16 protein-coding genes are annotated in these 20,659 nt (G+C 66.8%); 11 read left to right on the top strand and 5 right to left on the bottom strand.

What is annotated here, in order from left to right:
- The first annotated feature begins 1 nt into the window (after position 1).
- From QTI04_RS29200 to recQ, 6 genes are all read left to right on the top strand, one after another.
- A complete protein-coding gene (locus tag QTI04_RS29200) occupies positions 2-988 on the top strand; it encodes a branched-chain amino acid ABC transporter permease (protein WP_286618722.1) in 987 nt (328 codons plus the stop codon).
- Positions 985-1,737 (top strand): ABC transporter ATP-binding protein, encoded by a 753-nt coding sequence (locus QTI04_RS29205; RefSeq protein ID WP_286604785.1) that lies wholly within the window; start codon positions 985-987, stop codon positions 1,735-1,737. Before QTI04_RS29200 ends, QTI04_RS29205 begins: the two co-directional genes overlap by 4 nt.
- Positions 1,738-1,744: 7 nt before the next feature.
- Positions 1,745-2,398 carry an ABC transporter ATP-binding protein gene (locus QTI04_RS29210; protein WP_286618724.1) on the top strand — a complete coding sequence of 218 codons (654 nt, stop codon included), beginning with the start codon at positions 1,745-1,747 and terminating at the stop codon, positions 2,396-2,398.
- On the top strand, positions 2,395-3,972 hold the full coding sequence (locus QTI04_RS29215) for a class I adenylate-forming enzyme family protein (RefSeq protein ID WP_286618725.1): 1,578 nt from the start codon (positions 2,395-2,397) through the stop codon (positions 3,970-3,972). The genes QTI04_RS29210 and QTI04_RS29215 overlap by 4 nt, the downstream gene beginning before the upstream one ends.
- Before the next feature lie 55 nt (positions 3,973-4,027).
- Positions 4,028-4,984: a cyclase family protein gene (locus tag QTI04_RS29220; protein WP_286604779.1), complete on the top strand. Its 957-nt coding sequence runs from the start codon at positions 4,028-4,030 to the stop codon at positions 4,982-4,984.
- Between the two features lie 153 nt (positions 4,985-5,137).
- Positions 5,138-7,009 carry a DNA helicase RecQ gene (gene recQ / locus QTI04_RS29225; RefSeq protein WP_286618726.1) on the top strand — a complete coding sequence of 624 codons (1,872 nt, stop codon included), beginning with the start codon at positions 5,138-5,140 and terminating at the stop codon, positions 7,007-7,009.
- A gap of 117 nt (positions 7,010-7,126) precedes the next feature.
- On the opposite strand, the gene QTI04_RS29230 is transcribed toward recQ, so the two are convergent.
- Entirely contained in the window at positions 7,127-8,683 is a 1,557-nt protein-coding gene (locus QTI04_RS29230) for a S41 family peptidase (protein ID WP_286618727.1), read from the bottom strand.
- Positions 8,684-8,732: 49 nt separating this feature from the next.
- Positions 8,733-11,054 carry an ATP-binding protein gene (locus QTI04_RS29235; protein ID WP_286604775.1) on the bottom strand — a complete coding sequence of 774 codons (2,322 nt, stop codon included), beginning with the start codon at positions 11,052-11,054 and terminating at the stop codon, positions 8,733-8,735.
- A gap of 121 nt (positions 11,055-11,175) precedes the next feature.
- Here QTI04_RS29235 and QTI04_RS29240 point away from each other — a divergent pair, with 121 nt between their 5' ends.
- From QTI04_RS29240 to QTI04_RS29250, 3 genes are all read left to right on the top strand, one after another.
- Complete coding sequence (locus tag QTI04_RS29240) at positions 11,176-12,375, top strand: threonine ammonia-lyase (RefSeq protein WP_286618728.1); 1,200 nt, start codon at positions 11,176-11,178, stop codon at positions 12,373-12,375.
- A 92-nt stretch (positions 12,376-12,467) separates the two neighbouring features.
- Positions 12,468-12,620, top strand: a complete 153-nt coding sequence (locus QTI04_RS29245) for a hypothetical protein (RefSeq protein WP_286604772.1) — start codon at positions 12,468-12,470, stop codon at positions 12,618-12,620.
- A gap of 213 nt (positions 12,621-12,833) precedes the next feature.
- The gene (locus QTI04_RS29250; protein ID WP_286604770.1) at positions 12,834-14,681 is read left to right on the top strand and encodes a phosphoenolpyruvate carboxykinase (GTP); all 1,848 of its coding nucleotides are present in this window, start codon (positions 12,834-12,836) and stop codon (positions 14,679-14,681) included.
- 165 nt (positions 14,682-14,846) lie between these two features.
- Here the strand turns inward: QTI04_RS29250 and QTI04_RS29255 are convergent, their stop codons facing one another.
- The gene (locus tag QTI04_RS29255) at positions 14,847-15,392 is read right to left on the bottom strand and encodes a hypothetical protein (protein ID WP_286604768.1); all 546 of its coding nucleotides are present in this window, start codon (positions 15,390-15,392) and stop codon (positions 14,847-14,849) included.
- Positions 15,393-15,500: 108 nt separating this feature from the next.
- On the opposite strand from QTI04_RS29255, the gene QTI04_RS29260 reads away from it, so the two are divergent.
- Complete coding sequence (locus QTI04_RS29260) at positions 15,501-16,481, top strand: LysR family transcriptional regulator (RefSeq protein WP_286604766.1); 981 nt, start codon at positions 15,501-15,503, stop codon at positions 16,479-16,481.
- Positions 16,482-16,496: 15 nt separating this feature from the next.
- Here QTI04_RS29260 and QTI04_RS29265 read toward each other — a convergent pair whose 3' ends face one another.
- Positions 16,497-16,670, bottom strand: coding sequence for a hypothetical protein (locus tag QTI04_RS29265; RefSeq protein ID WP_286604764.1), 174 nt, complete (start codon positions 16,668-16,670; stop codon positions 16,497-16,499).
- 122 nt (positions 16,671-16,792) lie between these two features.
- On the opposite strand from QTI04_RS29265, the gene QTI04_RS29270 reads away from it, so the two are divergent.
- Complete coding sequence (locus tag QTI04_RS29270) at positions 16,793-17,599, top strand: metallophosphoesterase (protein WP_286618729.1); 807 nt, start codon at positions 16,793-16,795, stop codon at positions 17,597-17,599.
- 15 nt (positions 17,600-17,614) lie between these two features.
- Here QTI04_RS29270 and QTI04_RS29275 read toward each other — a convergent pair whose 3' ends face one another.
- Positions 17,615-20,659, bottom strand: a complete 3,045-nt coding sequence (locus QTI04_RS29275; RefSeq protein WP_286618730.1) for an FAD-binding and (Fe-S)-binding domain-containing protein — start codon at positions 20,657-20,659, stop codon at positions 17,615-17,617.

The following is a 20,659-nucleotide window of genomic DNA, read 5'->3' on the forward strand; positions in this document are numbered from 1 at the left end:
GATGGCAGCGATCCTGAAACCGTCCGCCACCGCCCCGATGCGCCGCGCCCCGGCAAGCGCCTGGCGTGGCGCCGCGCTCGGCCTCGGCGCTTTCGCACTGCTGGCCGTCGCGGGATGGTTCAGCCCGCGCTGGCTGACCTTCCTCGTCACCATGTCGGCCGCCAACGGGCTGGTCTCGCTGGGCATCGTCTGCCTGATGCGCGGCGGCGTGGTGCCCTTCGGCCAAGGCATGCTCTTCGCGGCCGGCGGCTACACGGCGGCGCTGGCCTATAACAAGCTCGGGTTCACCGATGCGCTCGGTCTGGCGCTGGCCGGAGGGGTCGCGGCAGTGGTCATCGCTGCGCCCTTCGCGCCGCTGCTGTCGCGCTATCGCGGCATCTTCTTCGCGATGCTGACGCTGGCCCTGTCGATGGTGACCTACGGCCTGCTGATGAAACTCGACGCGCTGGGCGGCTCCGACGGTTTCAACATGGGCCGCCCTACGCTGCTGGGCCGGAAGCTGCCCGATGCGCGCGTGGGCTACATCCTCTATGTGGTGACCATCGGCATCGCCACCGCGATGGCGCTGCTGGCGCGGGTGTTCTTCGACAGCACGCGCGGACTGGTGACGCTCGCCGTGCGCGAGAACGAGTTGCGCGTCGAGTACCTGGGCGGCTCGGTGCGCCAGGCGATGACCATCAACTTCATCCTCGCGGCCTTCTGCGGCGGGCTGGGCGGTGCGCTAGCGGTGATGTCGCTGGGCCACGTCGAGCCGAACTTCAGCTACTGGACCACCTCGGGCGAATTCGTCTTCGTCGCCATCCTGGCCGGCTGGCAGAGCGTGGCCGCAGTGTTCCTGGCGAGCACGGTGCTCGAAGTGGTGCGCTCCTTCTCCAGCGCCTACTTCCCCAACACCTGGCAGCTCGCGCTGGGCCTGTTCCTGCTGTTCGTGATCCGCTTCCTGCCGAGGGGCCTCGGTTCGCTGTGGACGAAGGGTGGCGGCCGATGAGCGCGATGCTGGAGGCACACGGCGTCAGCAAGCGCTTCGGCGCCGTGGTGGCCGCGGCGGACATCCGCATCGCGATCGCCGCGGGCGAGCGCGTGAGCCTGATCGGCAGCAATGGGGCCGGCAAGACCACCTTCGTCAACATGATCACCGGCTACCTGAAGCCCGACGAGGGACGCATCACGCTCGACGGCCAGGACGTCACGGCGCTGGCGCCGCGCGCGATCACCCGGCTGGGCGTGGCGCGCTCCTTTCAGATTCCGCAGCTCTACGGCGATCTCACGACGCTGGACAACATGCTTGTCGCCAACGCCTGCCACGACCAGCGGCTGAGCTTCTGGCAGCCGGCACGGCGCAGCGAAGCACTCGACCGCGCGGATGCGCTGCTGGAGCGCTTCCGGCTCACGGAGCACCGGCAGCGCCGTGTCGCGGAGTTGCCGGGCGGCGTGCGCAAGCTGCTGGACATCGCGATGGCGCTGACGGCTGCGCCGAAGCTGCTGCTGCTCGACGAGCCCACGAGCGGCGTGTCGGCCGAAGAGAAGTTCCCGATGATGGAAACCATCATGGCGGCGCTCGGCCAGGAAGCGATGACGGTGCTTTTCGTCGAGCACGACATGGACATCGTCGAGCGCTACGCGAGCCGCGTGGTGGCCTTCTACAGCGGCCGCATCATTGCGGACGACACGCCGCTGGCGGCGCTGGCCACCGACGACGTGCGCCGCTATGTCACCGGCGAACTGTTGCAGGAGTAGGCAAGCGATGCTGCAGATCGAATCCCTGCATGTCTCGATCCAGGCGGTCGAGGCCTTGCGCGGACTGTCGCTTGCCGTCGGCAGCGGCCGCATGGTCGGGCTGGTCGGGCGCAACGGCGCGGGCAAGACGACGCTGATGCGCGCCGTGATGGGCCATCTCAAGCCGTCGCGCGGCCGCATCCTCTTTCACGGCCGCGACCTGACGGAACTCCCGCCTCACGCGCGCGCCGCGCTCGGCATCGGCTACATGCCGGAGGACCGCGGCCTGGTGCCGGAATTGACGGTGGAAGAAAACATCCTGGTGCCGGTGTGGGTGAACAAGTCCCTGGTTGAATCCGAGCGGCTGGCCCTCGTCTACCGCGTGTTGCCGGAATTGCTCGAAATGCGGACGCGCCGCGCGCTGCTGCTGTCCGGCGGCCAGCAGAAGCTGGTGGCCCTGGCACGCGCGCTCGCGGTGGGCACACGCCTGCTGTTGCTCGACGAGCCTTTCGAGGGCGTGGCGCCCGTGCTTTCCAGGCGGCTGGGCGAAGTGATCGCCGGGCTGAAGGGCAGCGAGATTTCCGTGCTGATGGCCCAGAGCGACCTCAACCACTCGCGGCGCATCGTCGACAGCGAAGTCGTCATCGAGCGCGGCGCCAACCTGGTGAAGTCAACCGCATGAACCACTGGCGCGACTTTCCTGTGCCGGCAATGCGGCATGAGGCGTTGTACGGCGACCGCATCGTGCGTTGCTTCGCGGAGCGGCCGACCAGCCTGCATGCGACGTTCGAGCGCGCACGCGCCATGCGACCGCAGCACGACGCGATGGTCTTCGAGGGCCGCCGATGGAGCTATGCCGAGACAGGCGACGCAGCCGACCGCCTGGCGGCAGCCTTCGCGGCACAAGGCATCGAAGCCGGCGAGCGGGTGCTGATGCTCATGGGCAACCGCCCGGAATTCCTGCTGGTGCTGCTGGCCCTGCAGCGGCTGGGCGCCATCACGGTGCCGGTGGGTATTCGCGAACAGCGGCCCGGCCTGGCCTACATCGCCGTGCAGTGCGGTGCAAAGGCCGTTGCCTTCGATGACGAACTCGGCGAACGGCTACCCGATGCTGTCGAGGCGCCGGCACTGACCTTGCGCCTTGCTGCATCGGGCCTGGCGGCGCTGGCCGCATCCGCGCCAACGCCACCACCCGCGGCGGCAACGCGCGAAACCGACGTCGCGGTAATCCTCTACACCTCAGGCACCACGGGCCATCCCAAGGGCGCCCTCCTCACGCACTTGTCGATCGCGCACTCCGCGCTGCATTTCCAGTCGTGCATGGACCTGCGGCCCGACGACCGCTCGGCGCTGGCGGTGCCGGCCAGCCACGTGACGGGGCTGATCGCGATCATCGCGTCGATGTGGCAAGTCGGCGGGGCGGTGATCGTCGTGCCCGAGTTCAAGGCCGATGCCTTCGTGCAACTGGTGGCGCGCGAGCGTGTCAGCCACACGCTGATGGTGCCGGCCATGTACAAGCTGTGCCTGCTGAGCGAAGGCTTCGACCGCGAGGATCTGTCGAGCTGGCGCATCGGAGGGTTCGGCGGCGCGCCGATGCCGGTGGCGACGATCGACGCGCTCGCCGCGCGCTTGCCCGGCCTCACGCTGCTCAATGCCTACGGCGCCACCGAAACCACCTCGCCGGTGACGATGATGCCGGCCGGCCTGACCCGCGCGCACATCGATTCGGTGGGCGTGGCGCTGCCAGCGGCGGAGATCCGCGTGATGGACGAAGAGGGCCACGAAGTCGCGCCCGGCGAAACCGGCGAACTCTGGATCGGCGGCCCGATGGTGGTGCCTGGCTACTGGGCCAATCCGCAGGCCACGGCCGATTCGTTCACCGCCGGCTTCTGGCATTCGGGCGACCTCGGATCGGTGGATGCGGAAGGCTTCGTGCGCATCTTCGATCGCAAGAAGGACATGCTCAATCGGGGCGGCTACAAGGTCTATTCGGTCGAGGTGGAAAACGTGCTCATGGCCTGGCCCGGCGTGGTCGAGGCCGCGGTCATCGGCAAGCCCTGCCCGGTGCTCGGCGAGCGGGTTCACGCATTCGTCCATGCGCCCGGCATCACCATCGACGAGGCTGCGCTGCGGCAGCACTGCGCGCAACGGTTGGCCGACTACAAGGTGCCCGAGAGCTTCACATGGAGCCCCGAGCCACTGCCGCGCAACCCCAACGGCAAACTGCTGAAGCGCTTGCTGCGCGCGAGGATCTGAATTTCACGGCTTTGCTTGATCAGGGAGTGGTTTTCACACCTACCAGGAGAAGAGCATGAAGCGGATACGGATGGGATTGATCAGCGCGGCGGCGCTGGGCTTGGGTCTTGCTGCCACGGCGCAGACGAGTTGGTATCCCAGCAAATGGGGGCCGAACGACGAGATCGGGGCGGCCAACTACATGACGGCGGCCACGGCCTTGCAGGCCGCGAAACTGGTCAAGACGGGCAAGGTCTACTCGCTCGGCATCACGGTGAGCACGACGACGCCGGCCTTTCCGCCGCGCACCTGCTCCATCTACATCGTGCAGCCGGGCCAGACCGGCACGGCGGACGGCCTCGGCCCCACGCACACCACCTACAACGACGACATCCTCAATTGCTGGACCGGCATCGGCACACAGCTGGACGGACTGGGCCACATCGGCGTGGGCGACCGCTACTACAACGGCGCGAAGTGGGGCGAGTTCGCGACCATCGGCGGCCTGAAGAAGCTCGGTATCGAGAAAATCCCGCCCATGGTCGCGCGCGGCGTGATGCTCGACATGGCGGCGCACTACGGCGTCGAGGTTGTCAAGGAAGGCACGGCGTTCAATCAGGCGGAGATCGATGCCGTCGCGAAGAAGCAGGGTGTCGATATCCGGCAGGGCGACGTGGTGATCTTCCACACCGGCTGGCTCAGCCTGATCGACAAGGACCCCAAGCGCTTCGGCTCGGTGGAACCGGGCCTCGGTCGCGAAGGCGCACGCTACCTCGTGTCCAAGGGCGTCGTCGCGGTCGGCGCGGACAATTGGGCGGTGGAGGTCATTCCTTTCGAGAAGGACGGCGACAAGGAGGGCGGCATCTTCGGCGTTCACCAGATCCTGCTGCCGATGAGCGGCACCTACATCCTGGAGAACATCAACACCGCCGAGCTGGCCAAGGACAAGGCCTACGAGTTCATGTTCGTGCTGGGCCAAAACAAGTACCAGGGCGCGGTGCAATCGATGATCAATCCAGTGGCGATCCGCTGATCCGGCACGGCGCCAGGCGAGGCTGCGGACAAGGCTGAGACAATCGGGGCCACGCGGTCCGGGAGGTCGCGTGCTGTTCGGAGCCCACCCGGGCTTCAATCCCCGCTCCGCGCGGGCGCGAGCAGCTATCAAAACCATAGCATCTTGTCCGCCTTGCCACTCACAGCTTCCTCGCCCGAGCCCCTGCAGATACTCCAGGAGGTATTCGGCTATGCGGCCTTCCGCGGTCCGCAGGCGCCGATCGTCGACCACGTCACCGCCGGCGGCGATGCGCTGGTGCTGATGCCCACGGGGGGCGGCAAGTCGCTGTGCTATCAGATCCCCGCCATCGCTCGCCAGCGCGCGGGTCAGGGGGTGACGGTGGTGGTGTCGCCACTGATCGCGCTGATGCACGACCAAGTCGGCGCGCTGCACGAAGCCGGCGTGAGCGCGGCCTTCCTCAACTCCACGCTCGACTGGGAGCAGACGCAAGACGTCGAGCGCCGGATGCTGCGCGGCGAGATCACGCTGCTTTACGCCGCGCCCGAACGCGTGACGACGCCTCGCTTTCTCTCGCAGCTCGACTCGCTCAAGGAGCGCGGCAAGCTCGCGCTCTTCGCCATCGACGAAGCGCATTGCGTGAGCCAGTGGGGCCACGATTTCCGGCCCGAGTACCGCGCGCTGACGGTGCTGCACGAGCGCTATGCCGGTGTGCCGCGCATCGCGCTCACCGCCACGGCCGACGCGCTGACGCGTGCGGACATCGTCGAGCGGCTCCAGCTCGAAGAAGCGCGCCAGTTCGTCTCCAGCTTCGATCGGCCCAACATCCGGTATTCGATCGTCGAGAAGAAGGAAGCCACGACGCAACTGCTGCGCTTCATCGAACGCGAGCATGAAGGCGACGCGGGCGTCGTCTATTGCCAGTCGCGCAAGCGGGTGGAGGACGTGGCGCAGACGCTGTGCGATGCGGGTATCAACGCCTTGCCTTATCACGCGGGGCTGGACGCCTCGCTGCGCCAGAAGCACCAGGACCGCTTCCTGCGCGACGAGGGCATCGTGATGGTTGCAACCATCGCCTTCGGCATGGGCATCGACAAGCCCGACGTGCGCTTCGTCGCGCACCTGGACATGCCGAAGAACATCGAGGGCTATTACCAGGAAACAGGCCGCGCCGGCCGCGACGGCGCACCGGCCGACGCCTGGATGGCCTACGGCCTGCAGGACGTGGTGAACCAACGCCGCATGATCGACGAGAGTCCCGCCGGCGAGGAATTCAAGCAGGTGATGCGCGGCAAGCTCGACGCATTGCTGTCTCTTGCAGAAGCCAGCGATTGCCGGCGAGTTCGGCTGCTCGGCTACTTCGGCGAAAAGAGCACCCCTTGCGGGAATTGCGACAACTGCCTGAACCCGCCCCAGGTGTGGGACGGGACAGATGCGGCGCGCAAGCTGCTCTCGACAATCTACCGCGTGCAGCAGCAAAGCGGCATCAGCTTCGGTGCCGGTCACATCATGGACATCCTGCGCGGCAAGGAGACCGAGAAGGTCAAGCAGTTCGGGCACGAACGGGTGAGCACCTTCGGCATCGGCAGCGAGTTCAGCGAGCCGCAGTTGCGCGGCGTGCTGCGCCAATTGATCGCGACGGGCGCGCTGTCGGTCGATGCGCAGGCCTTCAATACGCTGCAGCTGACCGAAGGCTCGCGCGAGGTGCTCAAGGGCGAGACGCCGGTAATGCTGCGCGAATCGGTGTCGTCGCCGGCCGAGCGCAAGCCCCGGCGCGAAAAGACGTCGCGCGGCGCGCCCTCGCCCGCTGCGGCGTCACTCGATGCTTCGGGCCAGGCTCGGTTCGCCGCCCTCAAGGCCTGGCGTGGAGAGGTGGCGCGCGAGCACAACCTGCCGGCCTACGTGATCTTCCATGACGCGACGCTCGCCGCCATCGCCGAGCGCGCGCCGGCCACGCTCGAGGATCTGCAGGGCATCAGCGGCATCGGCGGCAAAAAGCTCGAGGCCTACGGCGCGGACGTTCTGCGAGTCTGCGCGAGTTTTTGACTCGCCCCCAGGCTTACTCACTTCGTGTAGACGCCCACCCCCTGCCGGGGGCAATACCAGCGGCCCGGCAGAGCCGGATCCGCGGTGTTTCTGGAAGGGGCCCGCTTTGGTTGGGCGCTACGGGCGTGTGACGATGCGGTTCTCACGTGCCGGCGGCCGGATCAGATAGGGCACGTTGCCCGTCTCGGCCTTGCTGCGGCCGACGTCGGCCTTGCTTGGCCCCTGCACCGGGCAGGCGCCGGTGGCGCGGAAGCCGAGCGCCGCAGCAAGAAGGCCTTCGGCGGGTTCGCCCAGCGCGTGGCCGAAGTCGTCGGCCACGGTGCAGGTGGGTGCGAAGCCGTCGCCGTAGTCGCCGAAGCCCTGTTGGTTGACGCCCTGGAACTGGATCGCGAAGTAGGTGGTGCCGCAGTTGTCTTCCGGGTAGAACCCGTACGGTTTGCCGCAGGTGGTGTCGCCGATCAGGTTGACCGCCACGCCCACGCCTCGCAGGCTGTTGACGACCGACTCGCTGGCGGAGCAGGTGTCCGGACCCGTCAGCACCGTGACGCGCGACAGCCCGAGTTGCGGCAGGGGCTGCCCCGCCGGGGTCGAGAAACCGCGCGAAGTCGACCGGAAGGGCACGATCATCTGCGCGGCCGTGAGACGGAACGGGTTCTTGCTGTTGAACTGCAGTCGCTCGAACACCGTGCCAGTCGTCGCAGCGGGGGAGCTCACCATGTAGGCCAGCTCGCTCGCGATGTCGAGCAGGCCGCCACCGTTGTAGCGCATGTCGATCACCAGGTCGACGATGCCGTCGCCCTTGAGCTGGTTGACGGCTGCGATGAGCTGCACTTCCGCGGTGGCCATGTGGTCGTTGAAAAGCAGGTAGCCGACGCGCCCGCTGGGCGTCGGGATCGTCTCCACGTTCTGGACCGGCGTGCGTGTGATGCGGGTGGCGGTGAGCGTGACGGTGCGATCGATGCCGTCCGGCGCACGCAGCGTGAAGCTGTGCGCCTCGCCTTCGCGCGCCGGCCTGAGTCCCGCGTTGAGCCCGGCGACATCCGCGCCTTCGGCGACGTCGATGCCGTCGACGGCAATCACCTTCGCGCCACGGCCGATCGCCGCCTGAGACGCCGGCGTACCGGGTTCGGTGTACGCGACGCGAAGGTCGCGCGGCGGCGCGGCGCTCAGGAAGGCAAGCTCGAACCCATAGCCAACCTCAATGCCGTTTCGCGACAGCGCGCGGTAGTCCGCGGTGTCCGCAGTGAAGTGAAAGCGGTCCTTGGCGTTGCCGCTCGCCGTGAGCTTGGGCGTTTTCAGTGCGCCGAAGTAATCGATGGGCGTCGCGAAGTCGGCGGCCCGAACGGACGGCACCTCGTCGAACCACAGGTAGGTTTCATCGATCCACGCGCGGACCCAGCTCTTCTCGGTGGCGACCGACCCGGGCTGGTCGGGGAAGGCGGCACCCGTGTCGGGATCGACGCCGAAGCGCGGCGCGGCACATTGGCCGGCAACGCTGGACGACGCAACGGCCGGCTCATCGTTCGCCGTCGCGGGCGCCACCAGCGCCACGCCCAAGGGCACGGCGGCACCGCCTCCTCCACCTCCGCCGCATCCGGCGAGCACGGCAACGATCGCCAGCATGGCAACGGCCGCCGCGCTGCGCGCCCGGCCCATGGTCCGGAAACCCCTCATCTGTGAATCCCCTGCGCGCGCCGGATCCGGCGCTGCCGTCATGTCGGTGTTATTGGACGAAGCCGATGCCGCGCGATTCGCGCACCTCGGGCTTGATCCGATGCTCGGCGTCCAGCTGGTCGAGAAACTCGCTGGCCGAGAACGAAACCGCAAGGATATCCGTTTGCCGTTTCACGGCCGCGAAGTCACCCGGGCAGAGCTGCGGGAGCTTGGCCAACCGATACCTGATCTCGCTCGTGAGCAGCATCGCGTCGCCGTCGAGCGCCTCGGTGACGAACATGCGCTCGCGCTGCTCGCCAGTCAGGGCCATGAACTTGATCTTGAAGGTGAAGCGCCGCAACGCCGCCTGGTCGATGCGGTCGAGCAGGTTGGTGGTGCACACGAAGATGCCGTCGAAGCGCTCCATGCCCTGCAGCATCTCGTTGACTTCGGTCACCTCGTAGGTGCGCTGCGCGCCGCGGCGATCCTGCAGGAAGCTGTCGGCCTCGTCGAGCAGCAGGATCGCCTTCTCGGCCTCCGCCTCCTTGAACATGGCGGCCATGTTCTGCTCGGTCTCGCCGACGTACTTGCTCATGAGGTCGCTCGCCTGCTTGACGATCAGCGGCCGGGCAATCGCCTTGGCGATGTGCTCGGCGAGCGCAGTCTTGCCGGTTCCCGGTGCGCCGTAGAAGCACAGGGTGCCGTGGCCGCGCACCTTGAGCGCCTCGACGATGCGCGGAATCTCGAAGCGCGTCTCGACGTTCAGCATCTCGAGGTCGTAGGTCGTGACGCTGCGGCGCGCGCCCTGGGTGTCGAGCGTGCCCAGGGCCAGATCGGCGTTCTTGAGCTGGCGCTCGATCAGAACTTCGACCGAACTGCCATCGGTCATCGCCAGTTCCGCGAAGCGCACTGCCGTGCGGATCTGCGCGGGTGTCAGACCCTTGCGTCCGGCGAGCTTGGCCGTGAAGGCTTCCGACACCGCAACGCCTTCGAGCGTCTTGCGCACCAGTTGCTCGCGCGCGCCGGGTGGTGGCGATTTCAGTTCCAGGTGATAGGCGAAGCGGCGACGGAACGCCGGATCGATCTGCTCGATGCGGTTGGTGACCCATAGCGTCGGCACGGCATTCGATTCAAGGATCTGGTTGACCCACGCCTTGCCGCTGACGCTGCCGCTGGTCGGCGACGGAATCTGCTCGGCGCGCGCCATGATCTGCGCGGCCTCGGTGCTGATCGGCGGAAAGACATCTTCCACTTCGTCGAAGAGCAGCGCGGCCTGCTCGCTCCCCTTGAGGAACACCTGCGCGATCTGCAGCGAGCGGTAGCGGTCGCGGCCCGAGAGCGAGTTGCCGTCGCGGTCGGCGTATTCCACCTCGAACAACTCAAGCCCGGCGGCCTGCGCGACGACCTTGGCCAGTTCGGTCTTGCCGGTGCCGGGCGGGCCGTAGAGCAGCACGTTGACGCCCGGCTCCTTGCGCGCCACTGCCGCGCGCAGCAGCGTGACCAGCATCTGGGCATCGTCCTCGACGAAGGAAAAATCGTGCACCGACAACGCGCTCTTGGCGGATGGGCGCGTGAACACGGCCATCAGCTCATTGCGGTCGCGGTATTCGCGCATCAGCACCGGCGGGAGCTTTTCGCTGACCTTCATGAGATCTGCGAGATCGGTGATGTTGTGCTCGGAGATCAGATTCTCGACCAGGCCGATGCGCTCCAGGCGCGAGCCCGCGCGCAGCGCCTCTCCCACCTCGCTGGCGTTGACGCCGGCCACCTCCGCGATGGCCGCGTAGGCCTCCGGCGCGTTGTTGACCTTGAACTCGACCAGCAGCGAGCGCAGGTCGCGCTGATAGCGTGCAAGCGTGCCGTACAACAGCAGCGCGCGTTCGGCCTTGTTGAGCTGCAGCAGGCCGGCAAGCGCGTCGATGTTCTTTTCGACCAGGGTGGACTGCTTGCGCAGCGCATGCGTGAGCCAGTCGCGCGTGACCGACAGCACCGACAGCAGGTCCTTCGGCTGGTCCTTGGCATATTCATCCAGGTAGAAGAACAGCGTGCCCTCTTCATAAGGGCCGCGCCAGACGCCGTGCCGTTCGAGCAGGGTGCGGCCATCGTAGTCCTCGACGCCCTTCCAGATCTCGTTGCCGGCGCAGCGGCGCCCCAGGAACTCGCGCAAGCGCTGGAGCACCGGCAAGGGCCAGACAAGATGGCGTCCGGTCAGCGAAAGCAATCCGTTGAGGTCGCGGCGCACGTTGAAGCGCGGGCCTTGCTTGGCCGCCAGGGTGAGCACGAAATGCGAACACATGAGTTCCAGCACCGGTGCTTCCTTGAGTCCGGGCGATGGCAATGCATGGCCGCGGGGAACCGCAGCCAGGACATCGACGCCGGAACGCTTGACCATCGGGAATCCCCCATTGAACGGAAACTGAATCTGAGCGCGACCATAACGCAGAGTATTGGCTTCGGGAAGCCTCACGACGGGTAACAGCCCGGAAGTTGCAATTCCGGCCACAATTCCGCCGATGGTTGGAATCGAAGACATCGAACGCGCCGCGAAGCGCCTACACGGGCAGCTTCTCGACACGCCCTGCGTCGAATCGCGCACGCTCTCCGAAATCGTCGGGGCGCAGGTTTTCCTCAAGTTCGAGAACCTGCAGTTCACTGCCTCGTTCAAGGAACGCGGCGCATGTAACAAGCTGGTGGACCTCTCCGAGGGGGGCACGCGTGGCGTGATCGCCATGTCGGCCGGCAATCATGCCCAGGGCGTCGCTTACCACGCACAGCGGCTGGGGCTGCGGGCGCTCATCGTGATGCCGCGCTTCACGCCCGGCGTGAAGATCGAGCGGACCCGCGGCTTCGGCGCCGAAGTCGTGCTGCACGGCGACACGCTCGATGCCGCTCGTGCCCACGCACTGGCACTGGCGGAACGCGAAGGCCTGACTTTCGTCCATCCCTACGATGATGAAGCCATCATCGCCGGCCAAGGCACCGTGGCGCTGGAAATGCTGGATGCCGTGCCCGATCTCGACATGCTGGTGGTGTCGGTCGGCGGCGGGGGGCTGATCGCCGGCATGGCGATCGCCGCACGCGCCCGCAAGCCCGGCATCGAGATCGTCGGCGTCCAGACGACGCGCTTTCCGGCCATGGTCAACGCGGTGCAGGGCACGCACCATCCTCAGGGCGCCAGCACGATCGCCGAAGGCATCGCCGTAGGGACCCCGGGGGTGCTGACGCGCGACATCATCGTCCGCCACGTCGACGACCTGCTGCTGGTCGACGAGGGCGACATCGAGCAGGCTGTCCTGATGCTGCTGGAAATCGAGAAGACGCTGGTCGAAGGCGCGGGAGCCGCCGGACTGGCCGCGCTGATCCGGCATCCGGAGCGCTTCAAGGGCAAGCGGGTCGGGCTCGTGCTGTCGGGCGGCAACATCGATCCGCTGCTGCTCGCGGCCATCATCGAACGGGGCATGGTCCGGGCCGGGCGGCTGGCGAGGGTGCGGGTCAGTGCGCGCGACGTGCCGGGCTCCCTGGCTCATATCACGGCCACGGTGGCGGAAGCAGGTGCCAACATCGACGAAGTGCATCATCAGCGCGCGTTCACGATGCTGGCGGCCCAGAACGTCGACATCGAGCTGGTATTGCAGACCCGCGGCCGCGGGCACCTGTCTGCCGTGCTGGATGCATTGCGCGAGGCCGGCTTCGAGGCGGCCGAACAGCGGTAAGGCCGCATATCGGGGGTCTGGGAACCCCCTAGACCGCGACCGGCGGACCAGTCGGTAAAATGGTTTCAGTCTCGAGAACCCAAGGAACTCCAATGTCCAACCCCACCCCCATCGAACCCGGCCACGCAGCCGCGGTCGAAAAAGACGCGGTCGAGTCGATCGTCCACCTCATGCCTCTGGTGCTGCCGTTGGTCGGCGGGGTACTGATGCTCCTTCTGGCGTCGATCGCCATCTACGTCGCCTGAATCCGGCCGCCGCGCGGGCACTTCGTGCCCTCGCCGCTGCTCGAAGCACCACCGGCCAGCCTGGGTCGGCAACGTCGCCGGCCTTCGTTCTCCGATCCCTACCGCCTGCCAAGCAGCCGCTCTCCCGAGGCGGAAGCGTTTTCTCCAACGGATCTCGCCGTCAAGGCACCGAGTCCCGTTCGAAAAGACGATTTTCAACTTAGGAGATAGACGATGAACGCACCGCTGAAGGGTCTTGCCATGCAGGCACCCTCCTACGTCAAGAACGCGAAGCTGATCGCCTGGGTGGCCGACATGGCCGCGCTGTGCAAGCCCGCCGACATCCACTGGTGCGACGGCAGTACCGAAGAGTACGACCGCCTCTGCCAGCTGATGGTCGACGCCGGCACCTTCAAGAAGCTCGACCCGGCGAAGCGGCCCAATTCCTTCCTCGCGACCTCCGATCCGAGCGACGTCGCGCGCGTCGAAGACCGCACCTTCATCTGCTCCGCCAACAAGGAAGACGCCGGCCCCACCAACAACTGGATGGCCCCGGCGGAAATGCGCGCCACCCTGCAGCCGCTGTTCGACGGCTGCATGAAGGGCCGCACGATGTATGTCGTGCCCTTCAGCATGGGCCCGCTCGGTTCGCCGATCGCGCACATCGGCATCGAGCTGTCGGACAGCCCCTATGTGGCTGTCAACATGAAGATCATGACCCGCATGGGGAAGGCCGTATACGAAGTGCTCGGCGTCGACGGCGAGTTCGTGCCCTGCGTCCACACGGTCGGCGCGCCGCTCGAAGCCGGCCAGAAGGACGTGGCTTGGCCCTGCAACAAGACGAAGTACATCGTCCATTACCCCGAGACGCGCGAGATCTGGAGCTACGGCTCGGGCTACGGCGGCAACGCCCTGCTCGGCAAGAAGTGCTTCGCGCTGCGCATCGCATCGAACATGGGCCGCGACGAAGGCTGGCTCGCCGAGCACATGCTGATCCTCGGCGTGACCAACCCCCAGGGCAAGAAGTACCACGTGGCGGCCGCCTTCCCGAGCGCCTGCGGCAAGACCAACTTCGCGATGCTGATCCCGCCGGCCGGCTTTGACGGCTGGAAAGTCACGACCATTGGCGACGACATCGCATGGATCAAGCCCGGCGCAGACGGCAAGCTGCACGCCATCAATCCCGAGGCCGGCTACTTTGGCGTCGCGCCCGGCACCAACATGCAGACCAACCCGAACTGCATGGCCAGCCTCGACCGCGACGTGATCTTCACGAACGTGGCCCTGACCGATGACGGCGACGTCTGGTGGGAAGGCATGGGCGACGCGCCCGCGCACGCGATCGACTGGCAAGGCAAGGACTGGACGCCGGCTATCGCCAAGGAAACTGGCGCCAAGGCGGCACACCCGAACGCACGCTTCACCGTCGCTGCCACCAACAACCCGGCGCTCGACGACGCCTGGGACGACCCGAAGGGCGTCGCGATCGACGCCTTCATCTTCGGCGGCCGCCGCTCGACCACCGTGCCACTGGTGACCGAAGCCCGCAACTGGGTGGAAGGCGTCTACATGGCCGCGACGATGGGGTCCGAAACCACTGCCGCAGCCGCAGGCCAGCAAGGCGTGGTGCGCCGCGATCCGTTCGCGATGCTGCCCTTCGCCGGCTACAACATGAGCGACTACTTCCAGCACTGGCTCGACCTGGGCAAGAAGCTCGAGGCTTCGGGCGCCAAGGCGCCGAAGATCTATACGACCAACTGGTTCCGCAAGGGCGAGGACGGCAAGTTCGTCTGGCCGGGCTACGGCGAGAACATGCGCGTCCTGAAGTGGATGATCGACCGCATCGAGGGCCAGGACAGCGGCACTGATCACATTTTCGGCGTCAGCCCCCGCTATGAGGACCTGAACTGGACCGGCTTGAACTTCAGCGCCGAACAGTTCCGAACGGTCACCAGCATCGACAACGCTGCGTGGCAAGCCGAACTGAAGCTCCACGCCGAACTGTTCCAGCAGCTCGCGCACCACCTGCCAAAGGAACTGCCGGCCACCAAGGCCGCGATCGAGCAGCGACTGGCGGCTTGAGCTCGCCCCCAGGCTGCGCGCACTTCGTGTCGCTTCGCCTACCCCCTGCCGGGGGCAACACCGGCGGACCGGCTGAGCCGGATCCGCGGTGTTTCACCAATGAAAAAGCCCCGCATTGCGGGGCTTTTTTTCGAGGGCCGGGCCGTCTTAGGCGGCTGGGTCGGATCAGTAGTACTGGCCGAGGTTCACGCGGCGCATCGCTTCGTGCAGGGTCGGCGTGCGAACGTTGGCGGAACGCTTGGCGACCACTTCGAGCGCTTGTTCCCGGGTGTTGGCGGGTGCCACGACTTCTGCCGCTTCCTGGCGGGTGCGGATCGCCTGCAGATCGCGCAGGATGCGCGGGTCGTGCTTGGCGTAGGCCATGAATTGCTCGTCGGCGCGAACTGCGGCGCGGCGGCGGGCGGCGCCACGGGCCGAAGCAACTGCGCGAGTCGCCACGACGCGGGCCGTGCCGGCAAAGAGCGCGATGGCAAAGAAGGCCACGCCCCAGAGCACCACCCAAGCGACCAGCAGACCGCCCTCTTCCGAGGTGGACATCAGCCGGTCGGCGACGACCAGCAGGGACGAGACAATGGCGGCCAGGAGCAGCGCGGCCAAGCCACGCGCGCCGTCGAAGCCGCGGCGAGCGCTGCGGATGCGCTCGATCACTTCCTCGGCGCGAACGACGCCGGGGTGAGTTGCGGGGGTGTCAACGTGTACGAAACTGGTCATGATGCGTTCCTCCTAAAGAACGAAAGGCGGGAGCCGATGCGGTGATATTAGGGGTTACCCTAGTGTTTTGCCACTTTATCTTTCTGATGTTTATCATTCACAACACTGATGGACGTCAACTTTCGCACGCTCGACCTGAACCTTCTTCGCGTCTTCGACGAAGTGATGGCAGAGCGCAACCTGACGCGGGCCGCACGGAATCTCTCGATCACCCAGCCAGCCGTCAGCAATGCGCTGCGGCGGCTGCGCGACGTCCTGGGTGACGAACTGGTGCGCCGATCGGGCGCCGGCGTGGAACCGACCCCGCGCGCGCTGGCGCTGTGGCCCACCGTCCGGGATGCCCTCAGGCAGTTGCAGCACACGCTCGCGCCCGGCGAATTCGATGCGGGGATCGCCGATACGACCTTCCTGCTGGCCATGGCCGACGCCACCGCCGCCGAACTCATGCCGGGGTTGGTCGAAATCGTCGAGCGGGAAGCGCGTGCCGTTTCCCTGCGCGTCCTGCCGCTAACCACTCGCGACCCCCGTCCCATGCTGGAGAAGGAAGAGGTCGACATGGCGATCGGCTACTTTCCGGCCGTGATCGCCACCCTTGCGGCTCGCGGGCAATCGGGAGTGGGCGTGCCCTTCGAAAGCCAGCGGCTCTATGTCGGCGAGTACGTCTGCGTGATGCGCAGGGGCCACCCTCTGGCGGCGGAGCCTCTGACGCTCGACGCCTACTGTGCCGCGCGCCACCTGCTGGTGAGCTTCTCGGGCCGCCCCTATGGATTCATCGACCAGACGCTGGGCGCGATGGGGCGGGAGCGGCGCATCGTGGTCACGGTGAACCAGTTTTTCACGGCCGGCCGGGTGGTGGCGAACTCGGATCTGCTGACCGTGCTGCCCCGGCACTTCGTGCGGGTGACGGGCATCGACGACCAACTGGTCCTGCGCGACCTGCCCTTCGACCAGCCGCTGGTGCATGTGGATGCAGTCTGGCATCGGCGCGCGCAGCACGCGCATTCGCATGAATGGCTGCGGAAGGCGCTGCTGCGATCGGCTGCCGCAGCCTTTGCCGGGGCGCCGGGCGAACCGGCATCGAGAGAATGATCGAGGAGTGCTCGCTCAGCGCACGACGCTCAGCCAGGCACTGGCAGCGACGCGCAGTTCCTGGGCCTGGCGAGCGTCCAGACCGGCGCGGCTTCCGGCGCTTTCCATCAGCACGGCGGCCGGGCTGGACGGAGTCGTTTCACAGGCGGGACGAAGAAAACGGGCCACTTGGGCGATCAAGCTGAACATGATGGTGCGCGGACGTTGGCGCGCTGGTGTATTGATGATGAACCAAGATTAAGGGTTTTCCCCAGTATTCCAAGTCCCTCTTTATGCAATCCACGCATAACGCCATCGCCTAGACTGCATTCATGAAGCTCCAGTTGCTCTCGGACCTCCACATCGAAGTCCATCCGCACCTCCAGATTGCGCCGGCCCCCGGTGCCGACCTGCTGGTGCTCGCCGGTGACATCGGCTCCTACCAGGAAGGCTCCAGTCTGAGCGAGCCCGATTTCGGTCTGGCCCGCTTTTCCCCGCGCCACGGGTGGCCGGCGCCCGTGCTGTACGTCCCGGGCAACCATGAATACGACAACGCGGATTTCGACGAGATCCACAGCCGGCTTCGCGAAACCTGCGACGCGCTGGACATCGGGTGGCTGGAACGCGAGACCTGCGTGATCGATGGCGTGCGCTTCATCGGCACCACGCTCTGGGCCGACTTCGATGCGCTGGTCGAGCGGACCGACAGCCTGTCCGAAGCCCTCAAGAAGCGCGGCAAGGCAATGCGCGCCGCCAACTTCTATCTGCAGAAAGCCGCCACGCTCCGTGACGGGGAAATCTTCCTCGCCGAAGCACTGAGAGAGCACTCGCTGACATGCCAGGCTTGGCTCCGCAACGCCTTGGCCGAAAGCTTCGACGGCACCACGGTGGCGATCACCCATTTCGCGCCGACCTTGGCGAGCGCCGATCCGCGCTACGGACTGAGCCCTGGCACGGCGGGCTTCTGCAATTCCCTGGACGAGTTGCTGCCGCAAGCCGACCTCTGGCTGCACGGCCACTTGCATTGCCACTTCGACTACATGAAGGACGGATGCCGGGTGGTGGCGAATCCGCTGGGCTACGTCGGCAAGGGCGAGCAGGAAAACTTCCAGCCCGACCTGCTGATCGAGGTGTCCTAGCAGCAGGCGCCGGCCTCAGGCGAGCTGCGCGTCGAGCAGCCGTGCGACGTGAACCGCTTCGCGCTGCGCACCGTCGGCGATCTGGTGACGGCAGCTGGTGCCATCGGCCACCAGGATCGCGTCGGGGTTCTGACGCACCGCGGGCAGCAGGCTGGCCTCCGCCATCTGCATCGAGACCTCGTAGTGGGAAGCCTCGTAGCCGAAGCTCCCCGCCATGCCGCAGCACGAGCTCTCGATCAGCTCCGGCTTGGCGCCCGGGATCAGTTTGAGCACGTCGAGGATCGGGCTGACCGCGCCGAAGGCCTTCTGGTGGCAGTGGCCGTGCAGCAGGATCGGCTTGTCGACCGCCTTGAGCGCCAACTGGAAGCGGCCGGCCTTTGCCTCACGGGCGATGAATTCCTCGAACAGCAGCGACTGACCGGCCACCGTCTCGGCCTTCGCGCCAAAGCCCATGACCAATGCCTCGTCGCGCAGCGTCAGCAGGCACGAGGGCTCGAGCCCCACGATCGCAATGCCCGCATCGGCCAGCGGCAGCAGCGCATCGATCAGCGCGCCGGCCTTGGCCTTGGCCTCGTCGACCATGCCATTGGCGAGATAGGTGCGGCCGCAGCAATGGTGGCCCCCATCCTTTTGCACCGTGTGCAGCATGTAGCCCGCCGCCTTGAGCACACGCGCGGCAGCCAGCGCGTTCTCGCTCTCGAAATTGCCGTTGAAGGTGTCGACGAAAAGCACCGCGACCTTGCGCCCCACGCCTGCGGCGGCGATTGCCTGCTCGCGGCTCGCGAACATCGAAGGATCGCCGGCGCGCCAGAAGGTGTCGCTGCGCCACTCGGGCAGCGAGCGCTTCGCGGAAAGCCCCAGCACCTTCTCTCCGAGCCAGCGCGCACCCGGCACGGTGTTGCGCAGATTGAGCAGCCACGGCACGCGGCTGGCCGCATGCGCGTAGTCCGGGAGCCGGGCGATCAGCTTGTCCTTGAGCGTGTGCCCATGCTTCTTCTTGTAGTGCGACAGGAACTCGATCTTCATCTTCGCCATGTCGACGCCCGTCGGGCAGTCGCGCTTGCAGCCCTTGCAGCCGACGCACAGGTCCATCGTTTCGTGCATGGCTTCGCTGGTGAATGCGTCAGGGCCGAGCTGGCCGGAAATCGCGAGGCGCAGTGTGTTTGCGCGGCCGCGCGTGAGGTGCTGCTCGTCGCGCGTCACGCGGTAGCTCGGGCACATCGTGCCCGCGTCGAACTTGCGGCAGTGGCCGTTGTTGTTGCACATCTCCACGGCCTTGGCGAAGCCGCCCGTGATGTCGCCGCCGGTGCCCGGCGCGGTCGTCACCTCCGTCACCGGGTCGGCCTGCACGTTCCACGCGGACCAGTCGAGCACGGGCGTGAGCGGAATGCGCTTGTACGGCTTGGGTGCGGTCGCCGGCGCGAAGCGGAAGAGCGAGGCGTCGTCCATCTTCGGCGGATCGATGATCTTGCCGGGATTGAAGAGATTGATCGGGTCGAGCTTCTGCTTGATGGAGCGGAAGGCTTCGTTGAGGGCCGGGCCGAACTGCCACTCGATCCATTCGCCGCGGCACAAGCCATCGCCATGCTCGCCGCTGAAGGCGCCCTTGTACTTGCGCACCAGCGCGCTCGCTTCCTCGGCGATCGCGCGCATCTTGGCCGCGCCGTCGGTCCGCATGTCGAGGATCGGCCGCACGTGCAGCGTGCCCACGGACGCGTGCGCGTACCAGGTGCCCCGGCTGCCGTACTTGGCGAAGACTTCGGTGAGGCCATCGGTGTATTCCGCCAGATGCTCCAGCGGCACCGCGCAATCCTCGATGAAGCTCACCGGCTTGCCGTCGCCCTTGAGGCTCATCATGATGTTGAGACCGGCCTTGCGCACTTCCCAGAGGTTCTTCTGCGGGGCGTCGTCGCGCATCTCGACCACGCTGCCCGGCAGACCGAGTTCACCCATCAAATCGACGAGATCCTTCAACTTCGGCAACAGCGATGCCTTGTCGCCCCCCGAGAACTCGACCAGAAGGATCGCGGCCGGCCGGCCGATCAGCGCAGTTTCGACGGTAGGCCTGAAGGCCGGGTTGGCAAGGCTCAGCTCGATCATCGTGCGATCGACCAGTTCCACCGCGGTGGGGCCGAGCTTCACGATGTGCTGCGCCGCATCCATCGCGGCGTGAAAGGTCGGGAAGTTGACGATGCCCAGCACCTTGGCGCGCGGCAGTTCGGAGAGCTTGAGCGTCAGGCTCCGCGTGTAGGCCAGCGTCCCCTCGGCACCGATCAGCAGGTGCGCGAGGTTGACGCTGCCGTCCGTGGTGTAGGGCTTCTCGCTCTGGTTGTCGAAGATGTCGAGGTTGTAGCCGGCGACGCGCCGCAGCACCTTGGGCCAGGTCGCCTGGATCTGGCTGCGGTGCTGCACCACCAGCTGCCGCACGTGCAGCGCGATGTCGCTCGCCCGCGCACCCAGGTTCGACACCGGGCCGAAGTCGACGAGTTCGCCGTCGGACAGCCACGCGCTCGCACCGGCCACGTTGTGCACCATGTTGCCGTACGCGATGGAGCGCGAGCCGCAGGAGTTGTTGCCGGCCATGCCGCCGAGCGTGGCCTGCGCGCTGGTGGACACGTCGACCGGATACCAGAGCCCGTGCGGCTTGAGCTGCGCGTTGAGGTGATCGAGCACGATGCCCGGTTCCACCGTGGCGGTGCGGCGTTCGAGGTCCAGGTCCAGCACGCGCCGGAAATGCTTGCTGTTGTCGATGACCAGCGCCGCGCCCGTGGTCTGGCCGCACTGGCTGGTGCCGCCGCCGCGCGCCAGCACCGGCACCTTGAGATCGCGCGCCACGTCGATGGCGGTCGCGATGTCGCGCTCGGTCTTCGGCACCAGCACGCCGACCGGCATGATCTGGTAGATCGACGCATCGGTCGCGTAGCGGCCCCGCGAAGCGTCGTCGAAGAGCACTTCGCCCTGTGTCTCCGCCGCCAGTCGCCTCGCGAGCGCCTCGCAGGTTTCGTTGGGGGGCAGGACGGTACCGGCTGGCTGGAGATGGCTCGCGGGCTCGATGCGCAT

Source organism: Variovorax sp. J22R115, from assembly GCF_030317005.1.
Taxonomy (GTDB): Bacteria; Pseudomonadota; Gammaproteobacteria; order Burkholderiales; family Burkholderiaceae_C; genus Variovorax.

Excerpts from the sequence above, each read along its gene's own strand:
- QTI04_RS29200 (WP_286618722.1), top strand. The coding sequence starts at position 2 with ATGGCAGCGATCCTGAAACCGTCCGCCACCGCCCCGATGCGCCGCGCC.
- QTI04_RS29205 (WP_286604785.1), top strand. The coding sequence starts at position 985 with ATGAGCGCGATGCTGGAGGCACACGGCGTCAGCAAGCGCTTCGGCGCC.
- QTI04_RS29210 (WP_286618724.1), top strand. The coding sequence starts at position 1,745 with ATGCTGCAGATCGAATCCCTGCATGTCTCGATCCAGGCGGTCGAGGCC.
- QTI04_RS29215 (WP_286618725.1), top strand. The coding sequence starts at position 2,395 with ATGAACCACTGGCGCGACTTTCCTGTGCCGGCAATGCGGCATGAGGCG.
- QTI04_RS29220 (WP_286604779.1), top strand. The coding sequence starts at position 4,028 with ATGAAGCGGATACGGATGGGATTGATCAGCGCGGCGGCGCTGGGCTTG.
- QTI04_RS29230 (WP_286618727.1), bottom strand. The coding sequence starts at position 8,683 with ATGAGGGGTTTCCGGACCATGGGCCGGGCGCGCAGCGCGGCGGCCGTT.
- QTI04_RS29235 (WP_286604775.1), bottom strand. The coding sequence starts at position 11,054 with ATGGTCAAGCGTTCCGGCGTCGATGTCCTGGCTGCGGTTCCCCGCGGC.
- QTI04_RS29240 (WP_286618728.1), top strand. The coding sequence starts at position 11,176 with ATGGTTGGAATCGAAGACATCGAACGCGCCGCGAAGCGCCTACACGGG.
- QTI04_RS29245 (WP_286604772.1), top strand. The coding sequence starts at position 12,468 with ATGTCCAACCCCACCCCCATCGAACCCGGCCACGCAGCCGCGGTCGAA.
- QTI04_RS29250 (WP_286604770.1), top strand. The coding sequence starts at position 12,834 with ATGAACGCACCGCTGAAGGGTCTTGCCATGCAGGCACCCTCCTACGTC.
- QTI04_RS29255 (WP_286604768.1), bottom strand. The coding sequence starts at position 15,392 with ATGACCAGTTTCGTACACGTTGACACCCCCGCAACTCACCCCGGCGTC.
- QTI04_RS29260 (WP_286604766.1), top strand. The coding sequence starts at position 15,501 with ATGGACGTCAACTTTCGCACGCTCGACCTGAACCTTCTTCGCGTCTTC.
- QTI04_RS29265 (WP_286604764.1), bottom strand. The coding sequence starts at position 16,670 with ATGTTCAGCTTGATCGCCCAAGTGGCCCGTTTTCTTCGTCCCGCCTGT.
- QTI04_RS29270 (WP_286618729.1), top strand. The coding sequence starts at position 16,793 with ATGAAGCTCCAGTTGCTCTCGGACCTCCACATCGAAGTCCATCCGCAC.
- QTI04_RS29275 (WP_286618730.1), bottom strand. The coding sequence starts at position 20,659 with ATGCGCATCGAGCCCGCGAGCCATCTCCAGCCAGCCGGTACCGTCCTG.